Origin of the sequence: Caballeronia sp. S22, assembly GCF_964261745.1 — a bacterium.
Taxonomy (GTDB): Bacteria; Pseudomonadota; Gammaproteobacteria; order Burkholderiales; family Burkholderiaceae; genus Caballeronia; species Caballeronia jiangsuensis.
In genome coordinates, this window is the sequence record NZ_OZ180040.1 from 172,133 (window position 1) to 187,683 (window position 15,551).

Here is a 15,551-nt window from a genome sequence, read left to right on the forward strand (position 1 = left end):
GTCGTGAGCCCACGACGCGGTGCTCAAAAGTGAACGGAGCTTCCGCCTGCTGGTTCAGGGCGTGACCGACTATGCCGTTTTCATGATTTCGCCGGACGGGCGCGTCACGAGCTGGAACTCAGGCGCGCGGCGGATCAAGGGATACACCGACGCGAGATCATCGGTTCGCACTTTTCCCGGTTTTACACCCCCGACGATGTAGCAGCGGGTGTCCCTTTTCAGGGACTGGAGACAGCCAGACGCGAGGGACGTTTTGAGGCTGAAGGCTGGCGCGTACGGCGCGATGGTAGCCGCTTTTTCGCGCACGTCATCATCGACGCCGTCTACGAGGATGGCCAGGTCGTCGGGTTTGCGAAAGTCACCCGCGATATCACCGAGCGACGGCGAGCAGCCGAGCTACTTGAGCAAACGCAAAGCGAACTGTTCCAGGCGCAAAAGATGGAAGCGCTGGGCAAACTGACGGACGGTGTGGCGCACGACTTTAACAATGTTCTGCAGGTGCTGCGGGGCAATCTCGAACTGCTCGAAAGCCGGCATGGCCGCGACCACTGGAGCGCCGAGCGGCTTGGTAATGCGATTGACGCCGTCGACCGCGGCGCCAAAGCTTGGATCACAGCTGCTTGCCTTCGGTCGCCAGCAACCCCTCGCTCCGGGTCGTTACCAATCCTGCGCGTCAGCTCCGGTCGTTCGACGACCTGCTGCGGCGGGCGCTCGGAGAGCGGTAGCCTCAGGCACGGCAACGAGACGATTCTCGTCGTGGAGGACGATTTGAGAGTCCAGTCGACCGTCGTCGAACTCCTCTCTGGCCTCGGTTATGCGGTGCTCAAGGCCAACGACGCCGAGCAGGCGTTGGCCGTGGTCGCAAGCGGCGTGCACATCGATCTGCTGTTCACGGACGTGGTAATGCCCGGCTTGCTGCGCAGCCCCGAAATGGCCCGTCGGGCAGTCGAGATGCTGCCGGGGCTGAAAGTTCTTTTCGCCTCGGGTTACACGCAGAATGCCATTGTGCATGGCGGCCGACTGGATCCGGGCGTCGAACTGCTGAGCAAGCCATACAGCCGCCGGCAGCTCGCCGACAAGCTGCGGCAGGAGCTCGGCACCAGCGACGTCGAAGCGAGCGAAGCCGGCGCGGCCGGCACGCGCGCTGGCGACGGATCCGGGACAGCTGGAGATGGGGACGGCCTGCGCATCCTGGTCGTGGACGACGATGCCGCGCCGCTCGACGCAACCTGCGAACTGCTGATGCTGATCGGGATGCGTCCGCAGCGCGCAGCAAGCGCGGCGCAGGCGCTGAACGCGCTTGACGGAAAGAACGACTTCGACGTCCTGTTCACTGACGTCGTCATGCCAGATATGTCAGGCACCGAACTGGCACGACGCGTGTTTGCCACCCGTCCGGAGCTCCGGATCATTTTTGCCTCAGGAAACGCTGTGCCGGACGACGAGAGCTTCGGATACGAATGGGCGGCGCTGCGCAAGCCCTTCACACTTGATCAGTTGCGCATGGCGCTGCAGCCGGTCAGCAGACCGGCACGCGAGCCGTCCCGCCGGTGATGGCCAGTCCACGACGACCGACGGCACGAGCAGAAGTACACGTTCGCAATAGCACGACATGGTTAAAGTTGCCGTGCATCATGCACGAGCGGCACAACTGGCGCGGCGAACTGGCCGCGGCGGTGACACCTTGTACGCGTGACCTTCGACCCCACATAGGCGGTCACATTTCGTTTAGGCGACGTGGCAGGTGCAGGCGGCAGCGCTGCCAGTATCAGGTCCAGTCCGGCCGCCTGTCCGCGTCGGGAGACGGCGAGGCAGGCCGGAGAACGAATCATCGTTATCGGCCAGGTAGCGAACGACTGCGCGCGCCCCATGGACCATCAATGTTCGCAAGCACGTGTCGCCGCGAGAGCGCGCAAGTTGCAATCATCGCCGTTGCACGCGAGCTTGCCGGCGTCATTTGGGACACGAGCGCACTGGCTGTGATGGGGCCGATCCCGCGAATCTATGCAATCCTTCGGCTGGCGTCGTTGGCATGATGCCAAGCTTTGATCTGCGTCTCGAGCTCTTCGACGTGCCGATCGAGTTCCTTCGGATGATCGGTCAAGCGCTGGATCAATAAGCGGAACGCGTACTGCCTCGCAGATCGCTTCTGCATCCGCCATGTCGTTCTTATTGGTCTTCACGTCGGGCTTCACGAACTGCGGAGCCATCCGCCGCACCCTTTGTGCGAAGGCTTGCAGTTTTCTGAACCGCGAATGTCTGATCATCCTCTGCCCTGGCGCTTCCCATGATGAATTCTCGCAGGGACCCTTCGAGCCTGTGCAATTTTTCGGATAACGCGTGCTCCGATTGCGCGCGCGCTTCATCGCCCTGTGTTTCGGCTGCACGAGCGCGGCTGGCGGCGAGCGCCGCGCGTTCTTCTACTCGACGCACCGACGCCCACAGCGCATCTTCAAGATCCGCCTCTTGCGCGGCGTCCAGCGAAGCTTCTGTGAAAGCGTGCCCGGTATGGCATCGGTAGCGAAGGGGCGCGGCACCGCCTACTTCCCAAACGATACCTCCGCAGTCCGGACAGGTGAGTGTGCTGCGCTTGCCCAACTGATCGAGCAGTGCGGGCGAAGAGACACCAGTGAGCGCGATCTGCGCTTCGATCTCGATCGGTCGCTTATCGGCGCTCATGGGGCCTCCTTTTATGGGTTGGTGAACCGCGTCAACGATGGCCTGCGCAAGCCGGTCAAGGCACGCCACCGTAGCGGCCGGGACCGCGCGAAGCGCGGAGGCCGGCATTGACTGGGCGACGCTGTCTTGCGGCGCTTGTACGATGACACGACCGCCACAGGCGTTGACCGCGGCAGCGCCAGCCGCCCCGTCGTCAAGGTCCCCTGTCAAGACCACTGCGACGGCGCGAGCGCCATACTCGACGGCCACTGAGCGGAATAACGGGTCAATGGCGGGACGCGTGAAATTTTCTTTCGGGCCAGCGCTCAGCCGTATCCGCCCATCATGAACCAGCATATGCCGATCGGAGGGTGCGACATAAATCCGCGACGGTTCGAGCGGAATGTTGTCTATCGCATGGGCAACCGGCAAACAGCAAACCGGCGCCAGTAGCTCAGGCAGCAGACTGCGATGCGCGCCAATATGCATGACGATCAAGACCGGAGCGGTAAAATCCGTCGCCAGTGACGACAGCAGCGTGCGAAGTGCGTCGAGACCGCCCAGCGACGTACCGACCGCGACGATCCGATTCTCGATAGGCTGATCGTGATGCACTGCGTGCCTTCAGACTGTGGCTGCGGCGGGCCGGGTCGCCGCCCTTGGATCTTCATTGCAGTTCCGGAGTCCGGACCGCATGGCCTAGACAGCAAGCAGCGAACCTGGGAATGGTGCTTGCGCGAGCACCGCAGCCGACGCAATTACCTGAACCGACATGAAAAGCGGAACTTGGACCGGAATCTGGACCGATAGGAAAGCGTCCCCGCGCCGTCCGCTACGCATTCTGGTCGTCGACGATGACGCGCTTGGCGCTGAAGCCGTGGCGCTTGCGCTCTCGTTCGGGGGTCATGAAACCCGTTTTGCATCCGATGGGCACTCCGCCTTTGAACGCATCGCATCGTGGAGCCCGGACATCGCGGTGCTCGACATCAATATGCCGTCGCCCGATGGTTTCCAACTCGCCGCGATGCTGCGTACGGCTCACGGTGCCGGCGAAGCCGTGCTCATCGCGTTTACCTCGATGGACGAGCAAGCCGTACAGCCACTTGGGATTGCGGCAGGCTTCGACGCCTTTTGTCAGAAAGGCGCGGGAACCGGGCCTTTACTGGATATCATTGCACGCGTCGCCGCGCTTTAATGGGGGCATTGCCCCGTGTTTTGTGTGCGTGGCGCTTCAACGTGAGTTGCCCGGCTTGATCTTATCTGATGCGCGTCAGTGGGTCGGAGGAAATAGGCTACCGATATGACCCCAAAAGAACAACGCAAACCCGTGGGACCCGACTTTGCAGTGGTCGGAATTGGCGCCTCCGCTGGCGGCGTCGAAGCGCTGTTGCGGCTTTTCGAAACTGCCCCACCCGCGCCGGGCATCGCCTTCGTGGTGGTCCTGCATCTGTCGCCCGATCATACGAGCCACGCGCACGAGGTCCTTCAAAACGTGACCCCCTTGCGCGTGCGGCAAGTCAGTACCCCGGTGCCGCTCGAAAAAAATAATGTCTATGTCATTCCGCCCGGCAAGCTCCTATCCATGGTCGATGGACACCTGTGCCTGAGCGACCCGGAACCGCCGCGCCTGCCGCCCACAAGCATCGACGTGTTTTTTCGTAGCCTGGCCGACGCTCACGGTGCCCGCGCTGTGGCCGTCGTCTTGTCGGGTTCAGGCGCAGACGGCTCGGTGGGCATTGCTCGCGTCAGGGAACGGGGCGGCATCACCATCGCTCAGCGTCCGGAAGAAGCGCAGTACGGCGAAATGCCGAGCAACGCGATTGCAACCGGGGACGTCGACCTCGTATTGCCGGTAGCGCAGATCCTTCCCAGGCTTCTGGAACTCGTCAAAAGCGCGGCGAGAATCGCCTTGCCCGCGCCGTCGGATCCCGATGAAGAGGTCGGCAGCATCGAATCGCCCATTCCCGATGCCCATGCAATTGACGAGGTGCTGGACACGCTACGTGCCCGGACCCGTCACGATTTCTCCAACTACAAGCGCGGCACGATCGTGCGTCGTATCGAGCGCCGCATGCAGGTCAATGCGCTGACGTCGGTGGCTGGGTACAAGAATTTCTTAACCGAGAATGTCGACGAGACGCCGAAACTCCTGGCGGACATGCTGATCGGCGTGACGAACTTCTTTCGCGATCCCGAAGCGTTTGATGCGCTCGAGAAAGCCTTGCCGGCGGAGCTCATACAAAGCCTCAAGGACCGTGACGAAGTGCGTGCGTGGGTGCCGGCCTGCGCAACAGGGGAAGAGGCTTTTTCAATCGCCATGCTGCTGGACGAAGCAGTACGTCGATTGCCCCATCGGCCGAGGATAACGGTCTACGCGAGTGACATCGATGAACGCGCGATCGCCATCGCGCGGGCGGCCAGCTATCCTTCGGCCATTTCGAACGACCTGTCGCCTGCCCGTCTGACGCAGTATTTCACCCAGGAGGGGAACCGATACCGACTGGTGAAATCGCTGCGCGACACCGTGATCTTTGCTGCTCATAATCTGCTGCGCGATCCACCCTTCTCGCGCATCGATCTGATTTCCTGCCGCAACGTCCTGATCTACTTCGACCGCCGCGCCCAGAGACGCGTCTTCGAAGCGTTCCATTTCTCGTTGCGCCCCGACGGCCTGCTGTTTCTCGGCTCGGCCGAATCGGCTGACTTCGCCCACGAGCTCTTTGCGCCGGTGGATAAGTACAAGAAGATCTACCGAGTGGTGCCAAGCGCCGCAACCAATCCCTTGCCGACCTACGTCAACATTCAACAGCACCCGCACGATGGCGGCGGTCAAGCGTTCTTTACTGCGCCAATCAGCAGCCAACCGATTGATGTCGAAGCGCCCAACCCGGCACGATCGCTCGACCTGTTTGGGCCGCCAGTCATTGTGGTACGCACCGACGGCACCATCGTCCATCGTTCCGCCAATGCCCATAGGCTGACTGAGGACGTGCGGCGTGCCCGTGCCCTCAATCTCTTCGACATCACCCGTGAAGACGCCCATCCTCGCATCCGGCAAGCGATGCGGCGCTGTGCCACGACCGGACGACGCCAGGACGAACAGGCGCTGCCTTTCTCGACCGCATCAGGCGAGATTGCGGTGAATCTGTCTTTCTGGCCCTACCACGACCCTGTACGGGACGAGGATCTGATCTCCCTCACATGTGACCCTTTGACGCCACTTCCGGCGGCCGATCCCGCGGCGAGCGGCGAGCCTGCCGACGAGACGCTGGACTCGCTTAGGCATGCATTGGCGGGAAGCGAGGGCCGCGTGCGCAACTCCTTGCACGACGCGCAGAAATCGGCCGAGGAGCTCAGAGCATCGAACGAAGAGCTGCAGGCCATGAACGAGGAATTGCGCTCGGCAACCGAGGAATTAGAAGCGAGCCGCGAGGAATTGCAGTCGCTTAACGAGGAACTGGTCACGGTGAACTCGGAGCTCCTGACGAAGGTCCAGGAGGCCGCCCGCGTGAGCGATGATCTTAAAAACCTCATCGCCTTGGTCGGCGTGGCGACGGTGTTCGTCGACCGTACGCTCAACATAAACCGGTACACGTCTCCGGCCGACACGCTTTTCAACATCCTGCCCAGTGACACCGGTCGACCGCTTCAGCATCTGACGCACAAACTGGATTATCCGGACATGATCGACGATCTGCGCGCCGCGTTCGAGACGCTCAAGAAGATCGAAAAGGAAGTGCGGAGCAAGGACGGTCGCACCTTCCTCGCCCGGGTCCTTCCGTATCGCACCGACGATGATCGTATCGATGGGGCCGTGCTCGCACTGATCGACATTTCAGAACAGAAAGCCGCTCAAAACCAGGCGCGCGCGAGCGCAGAGAGGCTCAAGCTCGCTGCACAGGAGACGCATGACGTCGCCATTGCTGTCCTCGACGACGATGGCGTAGTGGTCAGCTGGAACGCAGGCGCGAGTCGCATTTTCGGTTACAAGGCCAACGAGATGCTGGGCGGCCCCCTAGACGCAATTTTTACATCTGAAGATCTCGCGGCTGGCGTACCGGCGCGCGAGCGCGACAAAGCCCGCCATAACGGCCGAGCCGAAGACGAGCGCTGGCACGCGACCAAAAGCGGTGAGCGCGTCTTTTGCAGCGGCTTGCTGAGTCGCATCGATGTGCCCGGGTTTTCCGGCTTTGCCAAGATCGTTCACGATGCGACGAGACGCAAGCTGGTACAGGGAAAGCGAGACCTTGTGCTGGCGCGGCAGCGTGCCGATTACACCGAGATTCGAAAATCGAGCCGGTTGAAAGATGAGTTCATTGCGGTGCTGTCCCATGAACTGAAAAACCCGCTCAATCTCATCCATATGAAAGCGGAGATCCTCGCTCGTCTTCCGGAAGCGCGACACATCAGCCGTGTTCGCGAAGTCGCCGATGCGATCCAGAAGTCAGTGCTCGGGCAAGCGCAGATCATCGATGACCTGCTCGATTTTTCGCGAATTCAGACAGGCAAGCTTTCTCTACGCTTCGCACCCACGGATCTGACGAATGTCGTTCGGTCGATCTCAGAGGCGGTACGCGACGATTTCGCCGCAAACAAGATCGAGCTACAGGTGCACATTCCGTCGACACCGGTCGTTATCGAGGCCGATGCCATACGCATGGAACAGATCGTCTGGAATCTGCTCAGCAATGCATTGAAGTTCACGCCGCCGGGCGGAACAGTCACCATCCGGTTGCAGCACCAAGCGAATCAGGTGTGTCTGGAGGTGGCCGACACGGGCGTCGGCATCGCTCCCAATCTGCTTGAGTCGATCTTTGATATCTTCCAGCAAGCCCCCAACGTGCCCCCGCGTGCGCGAGCTGTCGGATTGGGCATCGGTCTATCTCTGGTGCGCCAACTGGCTCACCTGCACGGCGGAAAGGCCGAGGCATTTTCCGAAGGCGAGGGTCGAGGCGCTCGCTTCGTCGTCTTGCTTCCGGCCGAGACCTCGTTCGTTCATCGGCAAGCCGGTGACAAGCCGGCAAACCTTTCGATCTTCGCGGGGGCCCGCGTGCTGCTAGTCGAGGATTCCGAAGAGTCGTTGCAGGCGATGGCAGAGCTGTTTTCCCTGTACGACGCACGGGTTACGGCTTCGCCGAGCGCAGCCGAGGCGTTACGCGCGGCGCAAGCGTCCGAGTTCGACGTTATCGTCACCGATCTGAATTTGCCGGATATGGACGGCTACCAACTTGTCGCGCGACTGCGGCAACTGCAAACTTGCTCCGGTGTTCCGATAGTAGCGGTGAGTGGTCGACCTGTAATGCAAGAGGAGGCGCTTGCGCGTGAGGCCGGCTGCGACGCCTGCCTTTCGAAGCCATTCAATCTCCAGGCGCTGGCTGACGTTGTCCAAAAGCTACGACCGGAGGGTTGAACGCGCTGGACCGTTTTGCGCAACTGGTTGGCGTTCATGCCAGCCTTAAGGGCCAGCCCGGACACCGATGCCCCTGGTCTTCGGCACGCCTCGATCAGCCGGCGCTTGTCCTCTTGATCAAGGCAGCGCCGGCCGCCTTCATCGATATGCGTGACTTTGAGAGGGAGGAAATCAAGGTCGTCTGGGGTCATGTTTGCGTCCGCAAGTTGTGAACCCCAAAGGTTGGACATCAACCGTGAGGGGTTTATGGGAAAATATGAAGAACGACAAAGCTCGCCGCTGCGAAGGATTACTGCTCAGGTCATCTGAGCCTCGTCTCCCGGAAAGCGTGGTCCAGTTTCGTCATCGGCCCGGGCGACGAAGCATTTGCCGTGCGGACTCGGCGGGCCCAGTTCGAATTGATCATGTGCGCGGCGAACAAGGTGGGGCCCGGGAACGTATTCAGGGTAAGCGCGTTCGCGCCACCGCTCGAGGACTGGACCAACTTCCTGCGCAGTGTGCTCGCGTTCGGCAATTGACCCTACGTGAAAGCCTTCGGGTGTCGCCGATTTCCGTCATCGCGCTCGCGTTGCGCATGCTCGGGTTTCATCTGCCGCCGCGCGATAACATCAAGCGAGTCCTTGACGAGATCGGCGAGGACATGGAAATGGCGTTCGACGATGTCCTTCGCAAAATGGGCGACGAACGCGACCAAAGGTCATCCGCGTTTCGCCCCTTCTCAACGGAAATCTCGCTCGTCGTGTGGTTTCCGCCGTATTCCGAGTCGCTCGTTGGAAAAGTCCTCAGTCGCGCGAGACGATGCTGGTCATGCGTAAGCGCGAGCTTTAGCACACCGTATCGAGAATTGTTTGCAAGTGACGATCGAGCGGAGCCGCACCGCGGCGGTGGATATCAACTCGTGAGTCTGCATCGGAGTGAGGGAAGCGCGCAGTCACGATGACCGGCGCGCGGCCTGTCAGTCAGCCGGTCTCCGCCTTGGTCTGCTGTTGCCGCGCATAATTGAATGGCAACAAGTCGGTCACGTCTGCATCGGGCGCACGCTGCGGCAGCTCCGTGAGTACATGAAGCAGGTAGTCGTACGGCTCGACGCCGCAAGCCCGGCACGTCAGCACCAGACTGTAGATCGTGGCGCTGGCCTTTGCGCCATCAACCGTGTCACTGAACAGCCACGATTTTCTCGAAGTGGCAAACGGCCTTACGTCGCGCTCGATGACATTGTTATCGATGGCGGCGCGACCATCAGTGACGTAGCGACTGAGATATTCCCACTGGTTGCGCGTATAGGCAATCGCCTTGCCGAGCAGGCTCTGCGGCGTCACCTTCGGTGCCAGTTCATCGAGCCACGCCTTGAAGGCCTCGAGCAGCGGCACACTGTGTTTTTGCCGCAAGTCGTAGGTATAGTCCGCACGTGTCTGGCCGGCGGGCAGATCGCCTTTGGCCAGTGCCTCAACGCGGTATAGGGCCTGGAAGTACTCAAGCGCCTTCGCCACGCGAGCGTTCGGCATCTTCTGCTTGCCAGAGTCCGTCTTTTTTGTAGCCGCCTTGTCCGCCTTGACGAACAGCCTGCGCGCGTGCGCCATGCATCCGAAGTGCGCCGCCTTTTTAAGCGTGCGCCAGGCGCTGTAGCCGTCGCTCATCAGCATGCCGCTGTAGTCGCCCAGAAACTTCTTCGGATGCTCCTGGCCGCGTCCCGGCTGGTACTCGAACAACACCACGGGCTCGGCGCAATCCTGCGCGCTGCGGTAGCACCACATGTAACTCTTGCTCTGCGCGGACTTGCCGGGCTCTTTGAGTACCTGAACTGTTGTTTCATCACCGTGGATCAGCGGTTGCGATAGCAACGTTTTATGCAGCGCGTCGTACAGGCGGCCGTAGTGCAGTTCGCTGGGGCGAATGACCCAATGGGCGAGCGTGCCGCGACTCACCGGAATCTGCCAGCGTGCGAGCGCCTCCTGCATCCGGTACAACGGCATGCCGTCGACGTACTTCGCGGTCGCGACCGTCGCGATCACCGATGCGTCCGCATGGCTTCCCGGGATCGGCTGAACCGGCATCGGCGCAAGCACGACCGGCGTATGTTCGGCGTGCCGCTCGCAATGTCGGCAGGCCCACTTGGAACGTACGTTTTTGCGGACTGTCCACTTGACCTCGACGTGCAACTGTTCGCTGACGTCCTCGCCGATGCGATGCATCGGATTGCCGCAACAGGGGCAGCCTCGGTGGTCCTCCGGCAGGTCGTATTCGACTGGTTCACGGGTCAGGTACGCCGGCAACGGCTTGCGTCCGGCCTTGCGTCGTTCAGGCTGGCTGGCCGATGGCGATCCGGTGTCGGGCAGCGCGGACTGGACTCCCTCATCGTTGTCGTCGTAGGGTTCGGTCCGTGCAATCTGCTCGGCTTCGTCGAACACGCGATCCTTGCGCTTTTCGCTTTTCGGCGCGTAACGCTCGGCCTGCAGCAGCCGGACCTGTTCCTCAAGTTGCTCGACGCGCTGGCTCAGTTCGCCGATGTGTTTCGCGTCGTCGGCTACACGCGCCTCGAGGGCCTGGATATAGCCCTGAACGTCCGTAGGTACGTGCTTGAGGTCGGGTGCATTCTTCATGCGCTCCAGGGTAGCGAAGCGCGGCGCGTCGTAGGTTTACCTAAATTCGTAAAAGGCGCGCCTCCCGTTGTTTACATGCAACGCACCGGGCTAGCTGGCGTGCTGGTAATGGCGCACAGGATGACGGCAAAGCGCGTCGATGTCGATGTGAGGCCCGTCGGAAAAAGTGGACGCCAACATTCCGTAAAATTGAGGAATGGAGGCATACATGAATCGAATCCCCAAAGCCGTCTACACGAAGGAGTTCCGTGAAGAGGCGGTGAAGCTTGCAATGACCGAGGGCGTTGGCGTATCGGAGGCTGCGCGTCGGCTGTCGATATCAATGAAGACGTTGGCAAACTGGGTGCGTGCTGCGAAGGCCGGCAAGCTGGAGCGTGTAGGTCAGCATCAAAAGCCGCTGACGGAAATCGAAGCTGAACTCGGACGAGTCAAGCGGGAGCTGGCCGAAGTTAAAATGGAGCGCGATTTATTAAAAAAATTCGCGACGTACTTTGCGAGGGAGTCGCGGTGAAGTACGGCGTTATTGACCAGATGCGACAGGACTATCCGGTGCCGCCGATGTGTCGGCTGCTGGGCGTCTCCGTGAGCGGCTATTACGCGTGGCGCAAGCGCTCGCCGTCGTTGCGGGCACAGCAGGAGCCGCGACTGGAGGCCGAAGTGCTCGCGGCGCATCAGCGTACGCGCGAGAGCTTCGGGCCCGAACGCTTGCAGAAGCACCTTGACGAGCACGGCGTGCGGCTCGGTGTTCACCGCATAAAAAGGCTACGCAAGAAGCTTGGACTACGCTGCAAGCAGAAACGCAAGTTCAAGGCGACCACCAATTCGAAGCACGACCTACCGGTAGCACCGAACCTGCTGAACCAGGATTTCACTGCAACCTCGCCGAATCAGGCCTGGTGCGGCGACATCACGTATATCGCGACTGACGAGGGCTGGCTGTACCTCGCCGGCCTGAAAGATCTGTTTAGTGGCGAGCGGGTCGGCTACGCCATGAGCGAGCGCATGACGAAGCATCTGGTTATGCAGGCGCTGTTCCGTGCGGTTGCATCGCAGCGCCCCGCTCCTGGCCTGATCCATCACACGGACCGCGGGTCCCAATACTGCGCTCACGCCTATCAGGATCTCGTCGGCCAGTTCCGCATGCAGGCGTCAATGAGTCGACGAGGAAACTGCTTTGACAACGCGCCGATCGAATCGTTTTGGGGCACGCTAAAAAGCGAGCTGGTCTATCATCGACGCTTCGCCACGCGCGATGAGGCCAGGCGAGCCATCAGCGAATACATCGAGATGTTTTATAACCGGCAGCGCACGCAGGCTCGTCTCGATTACCTGTCGCCTGTAGCATTCACGCAGCGATACTATCTGAATCAGGTCGCTGCTTAACCCGTTGGCGTCCACGCGTCTCGACCGACCTCAGTCGATCGGCTCGCGGTAGAGGTAGACCCTCAGGTCATCGGCGAAGCGCAGCATCAGCGACTCCTCAACGCGCCGATCATCGCCGTGAGCAGCGCCGTATCTTGTTGGCCACATTCAAGTTCAAGACTCACTCCGTTGGGCAACTGCGCCACCAGGCGTGAGGGCAATGGCGGGCGGTGCGAGGGCCGCACTGCTTCCCGTCGCGTTGAGGCTGGCAAGGCTTCGGACGTCACCGGCCCGGGAAGGGCGAGCTCTACGACCGGCACGAACGCCGGCACGTGGACGTCAAGGGGCTTCTCCGTGCGGCGGCACTCTCCGCGCTCGCGCTGAACCCATTTGCGCAACTGATTGGCGTTCACGCCAGCCTTGAGGGCCAGCCCGGACACCGACGCGCCTGGTCTTCGGCATGCCTCGATCAGCCGGCGCTTGCCCTCTGGATCAAAGCAGCGCCGGCCGCCTTCATCGATGTGCGTGACTTTGAGAGGGAGGAAACCAAGATCGTCAGGGGTCATGTTTGCGTCCGCAAGTTGTGATTGCGGACACAAGCTTGACCCTCCTCAGCTGGGCTTGCCAGATGCGGAGGAATTACCGTTTACGGTCATGCGGCACACGGACCTGAGCAGTCTGCCGCCGCTCTGCGTCATGCTCATGATGGCGGCCGCGCAAAAGCTTCGTGTGCGTTGGGACGGCCTGCCCTCCCCTCGCGATCGCGAAACGGCGCGGAGTTACTTGCTCAACTTCGGACCGGAGAACAGTCTGATCTGGGATTTGCCCGACGAGAACGCTTCAGGCTCGTCGCAATCGCAAATTCACGCCGATTCTCATGCGCACCATCATGTCAGCAAGGGATCATGCGGAAAGCCCCGCACGGCGGCTGCCCGCTGGTGCCACGGCCGAATCAACTCGTCACCGGCGAGGCGAGATTGTTCCAGTCGTGCAGAAAGATCTGCTGAACATACGCGGCCGCTTCCGCACTGTAGATGATGAGACCGGCGTCGCGATTCCGCAGCGTACCGTCCGCGGACCAATTCTGGCTGCTCACCATCACCACTTTCCCGTCCACGATGATGCCCTTGTTATGCACGCCGGTCTGACGCCGCAGCACCGAAGGATGAATGCCCGCACTCGCCAGCTTGTCGACCCAGCCGCCGTCCTGGAACTGGCTCGTGATCAGCCGCACGTCGAGGCCACGATCGGCCAGCGCCTTCACGGCGATGATCAGCGCCTCGTGCGCCTCGTCGCCCGGCTTGTCGCTGGGATGAATGTACTGGGTCTGCATGTAGAAACTGGTTTGCGCGGATTCGATCAGCGTCTTCACATGGCCTGGGTAGTTATCCGGTGTGAGCAAGGGCTGAATACGGATGGTGTCGTTCAGCGTGCGCGGCGCGAAGAATTGCCGTGGCGCCTTGCCGGCGGCCAGCATCTCGACCGGCACTTCAAGGTCCGCCGCCTGCGACGACGCCGCCCCCGTCATCGCAGCCTGTGCCGCGGCTTTCGCGATCGCAGCGCTGGCGACATCGAAATCGTGCTGTAGATACGCGCGGAACGTACGGCTCAATCCCGGGCTGCTGGCGATGACGTGCCAGTCCCGATCGCATGGTGATCACGTCGATTACTTGCACGACGGGCACCTGCATCATCCCCATGGAGATCATGTAGATGAGCACAAGGTAGAAGTGAGCGCGAAGAACCCCGATGACTGTACGCACGGCGCCGGTGGTCACGAACCCGATCATGTGCACGGCCCAGGTTGTGGACACGAACCCGTGCCGCACGGCGATTACGTTGATTACTTATTGACGTTTTCATCAATCATGACATCACCACAACGTTGCCTGAATCCAGCACGCGGCGATGATCGAAGGTCGGTGCTGAGCGCTTTTGAGTTTGTTGCGAGCAACGGTGTGCAACTCGCTGAGATTGTCGGGGCAGAAGTTTGCAATCGCATGACGCTTGAGCCATGCCCACAGGTATTCGACGGGATTGAGTTCCGGGCAATACGGTGGCAGAAAGGTGATCTGAATAAGGCCGTCGAGCGAATCCAGGTATTGGCGGACAATCGCGGCGTGGTGAGGCCTGGCACCATCCCAGATGATAAGCAGCGGCTGCTTCAGATGCGCTTTGAGCGCCTTGAGAAACTCGACCACCTGTTCCTTCTTTACGCTACCTTCGTACAACCGAAACAGGTAGTTCGTGCGACTGAGGCCCGCGATCGCCGACACGTGGTGCCGGTTGAAATGAAACTGGATAACTGGCGTTTGCCCCTTCGGCGCCCAGGTGCGCACCCGTGTGGGGCGCTCGCTGATGCCGGTCTCGTCGATAAAGACAATCAATCGGCCTTCGCGCTTGGCTTTTTTTTAAGCGCGGGCCAGGTGTGCCGCTTCCAGTGGCGCACCGCTTCTTCGTCGCGCTCGATTGCGCGCCGCTCAGGCTTCTGTGCGCTGAAACCAAGCGTCCCCAGAATGCGCCAGATTTGCGTTTGTCCGAACTCGACCCCATACATGCGCTTGATGAGCACGCCGACGCGCTTGAGCGTCCATAGCTCGGTGCCAAAGCCGTGTTCGGTCGGCTTCTGTAGCAATGCCTGCCGTAGCTGCGCCAATTGCTGCGCATCAAGCCGCGCTGGACGACCTCGACCCGGCACCGCACGCAGCGCATCGATTCCGCCTTCATCGAGTAACCGCTTCCATGTGTACACCGTCTGTCGGGCTACCCCCCCGGCAAGTGCCACCTCTGCCGGACCTTTGCCCGCCAAAAGCATCCGGGCGGCCCGCAAACGCTTCTTCGTTGCCTCGTCCAACGGCTTCGTTGCCATGGCGCGCATCTCCGATCAATCCGTCAGAGATATAACGCGCCAGAATCGAATCGGTTGTCATGTTTTACGGAAAACTCAATAGTTGATGGACACCTTCACCATCCGCACGGCGACCATTGCGACGACCACGGTCCCGTGGAGATCGTGCAGTAACCTTGCGGGAATCTGCGTTATAGGGTAAATCCGGCAGAAACTCTTCGCTATCCAAACGCGTCGCTAACCTCCCTTCGTTAAACAACGGAATACCGCCCATCAAGAGTCCGGTACGAGCGGAAAAGGCAGCGAAGGGCCGTGGCGCCAGATGCACCTTTCGGACCCTTGCTCACAAAGCCAGCTGGATACCGATCCAGCGTCTCGTGTCGTCGGCCCAAAAAAACGTTCCGGTAAGGCGGCCGGCAAGACGGTGGCGTTCGGCGGCGGCATAGGATGAGCCCGCGCCATCGACCGGGCCGGCGAGCGCGACGGCCGTCGTCAGTTGATACGTCGCGTTGATTCCGTAGTTGCTCAACGATCGATAAAGCCGGGTCGCCAGCGTCCGCGTTGGTCACGCCATAGTTAATCGATCGCGAAAGCGCCCGCCGCAGTGAGTTCGCCGATCGCGTAGCTCGCGCCGACGCTCCACGCGCGCCCATCTGGTTCGAGAACGCGTACA

General features: G+C 61.1%; 10 protein-coding genes and 3 pseudogenes. 5 read left to right on the top strand and 8 right to left on the bottom strand.

Annotation, left to right across the window (positions count from 1 at the left end; genetic code table 11):
- Nucleotides 1-7: 7 nt before the first annotated feature.
- A pseudogene (locus tag ACEN42_RS39075) lies at nt 8-1,554 on the top strand (response regulator); the annotation flags it as partial.
- A gap of 615 nt (nt 1,555-2,169) precedes the next feature.
- Here ACEN42_RS39075 and ACEN42_RS39080 read toward each other — a convergent pair.
- The gene (locus ACEN42_RS39080; RefSeq protein ID WP_371884437.1) at nt 2,170-3,273 is read right to left on the bottom strand and encodes a chemotaxis protein CheB; all 1,104 of its coding nucleotides are present in this window, start codon (nt 3,271-3,273) and stop codon (nt 2,170-2,172) included.
- A gap of 157 nt (nt 3,274-3,430) precedes the next feature.
- On the opposite strand from ACEN42_RS39080, the gene ACEN42_RS39085 reads away from it, so the two are divergent.
- Together ACEN42_RS39085 and ACEN42_RS39090 are read left to right on the top strand one after the other, a co-directional pair.
- Nucleotides 3,431-3,853 carry a response regulator gene (locus ACEN42_RS39085; protein WP_371884438.1) on the top strand — a complete coding sequence of 141 codons (423 nt, stop codon included), beginning with the start codon at nt 3,431-3,433 and terminating at the stop codon, nt 3,851-3,853.
- Between the two features lie 105 nt (nt 3,854-3,958).
- Complete coding sequence (locus tag ACEN42_RS39090) at nt 3,959-8,068, top strand: CheR family methyltransferase (RefSeq protein WP_371884439.1); 4,110 nt, start codon at nt 3,959-3,961, stop codon at nt 8,066-8,068.
- 5 nt (nt 8,069-8,073) lie between these two features.
- On the opposite strand, the pseudogene ACEN42_RS39095 reads toward ACEN42_RS39090, so the two are convergent.
- From ACEN42_RS39095 to ACEN42_RS39105, 3 genes and pseudogenes are all read right to left on the bottom strand, one after another.
- Nucleotides 8,074-8,259 (bottom strand): annotated as a pseudogene (locus tag ACEN42_RS39095) (IS66 family insertion sequence element accessory protein TnpB); the annotation flags it as partial.
- 329 nt (nt 8,260-8,588) lie between these two features.
- Entirely contained in the window at nt 8,589-8,762 is a 174-nt protein-coding gene (locus ACEN42_RS39100) for a hypothetical protein (RefSeq protein ID WP_371884440.1), read from the bottom strand.
- Nucleotides 8,763-9,027: 265 nt separating this feature from the next.
- Complete coding sequence (locus tag ACEN42_RS39105) at nt 9,028-10,668, bottom strand: IS66 family transposase (protein WP_371884441.1); 1,641 nt, start codon at nt 10,666-10,668, stop codon at nt 9,028-9,030.
- A gap of 208 nt (nt 10,669-10,876) precedes the next feature.
- Here ACEN42_RS39105 and ACEN42_RS39110 point away from each other — a divergent pair.
- A protein-coding gene (locus ACEN42_RS39110) for an IS3 family transposase (protein WP_371884442.1) occupies nt 10,877-12,051 on the top strand; the annotation gives its coding sequence in 2 pieces (ribosomal slippage) (nt 10,877-11,147 and nt 11,147-12,051; 1,176 coding nt in all).
- A gap of 86 nt (nt 12,052-12,137) precedes the next feature.
- Here ACEN42_RS39110 and ACEN42_RS39115 read toward each other — a convergent pair.
- Both ACEN42_RS39115 and ACEN42_RS39120 read right to left on the bottom strand, forming a co-directional pair.
- Nucleotides 12,138-12,596, bottom strand: coding sequence for an IS66-like element accessory protein TnpA (locus tag ACEN42_RS39115; protein WP_371884443.1), 459 nt, complete (start codon nt 12,594-12,596; stop codon nt 12,138-12,140).
- 386 nt (nt 12,597-12,982) lie between these two features.
- Nucleotides 12,983-13,642, bottom strand: coding sequence for a phospholipase D-like domain-containing protein (locus ACEN42_RS39120; protein WP_371884444.1), 660 nt, complete (start codon nt 13,640-13,642; stop codon nt 12,983-12,985).
- 37 nt (nt 13,643-13,679) lie between these two features.
- On the opposite strand from ACEN42_RS39120, the pseudogene ACEN42_RS39125 reads away from it, so the two are divergent.
- A pseudogene (locus tag ACEN42_RS39125) lies at nt 13,680-13,883 on the top strand (hypothetical protein); the annotation flags it as partial.
- A gap of 21 nt (nt 13,884-13,904) precedes the next feature.
- On the opposite strand, the gene ACEN42_RS39130 reads toward ACEN42_RS39125, so the two are convergent.
- A protein-coding gene (locus tag ACEN42_RS39130; protein ID WP_371884445.1) for an IS630 family transposase occupies nt 13,905-14,899 on the bottom strand; the annotation gives its coding sequence in 2 pieces (ribosomal slippage) (nt 13,905-14,434 and nt 14,434-14,899; 996 coding nt in all).
- 322 nt (nt 14,900-15,221) lie between these two features.
- Nucleotides 15,222-15,407: a hypothetical protein gene (locus ACEN42_RS39135; RefSeq protein WP_371884446.1), complete on the bottom strand. Its 186-nt coding sequence runs from the start codon at nt 15,405-15,407 to the stop codon at nt 15,222-15,224.
- Between the last annotated feature and the right edge of the window lie 144 nt (nt 15,408-15,551).

Excerpts from the sequence above, each read along its gene's own strand:
- ACEN42_RS39085 (WP_371884438.1), top strand. The coding sequence starts at position 3,431 with ATGAAAAGCGGAACTTGGACCGGAATCTGGACCGATAGGAAAGCGTCC.
- ACEN42_RS39090 (WP_371884439.1), top strand. The coding sequence starts at position 3,959 with ATGACCCCAAAAGAACAACGCAAACCCGTGGGACCCGACTTTGCAGTG.
- ACEN42_RS39105 (WP_371884441.1), bottom strand. The coding sequence starts at position 10,668 with ATGAAGAATGCACCCGACCTCAAGCACGTACCTACGGACGTTCAGGGC.
- ACEN42_RS39115 (WP_371884443.1), bottom strand. The coding sequence starts at position 12,596 with ATGACCCCTGACGATCTTGGTTTCCTCCCTCTCAAAGTCACGCACATC.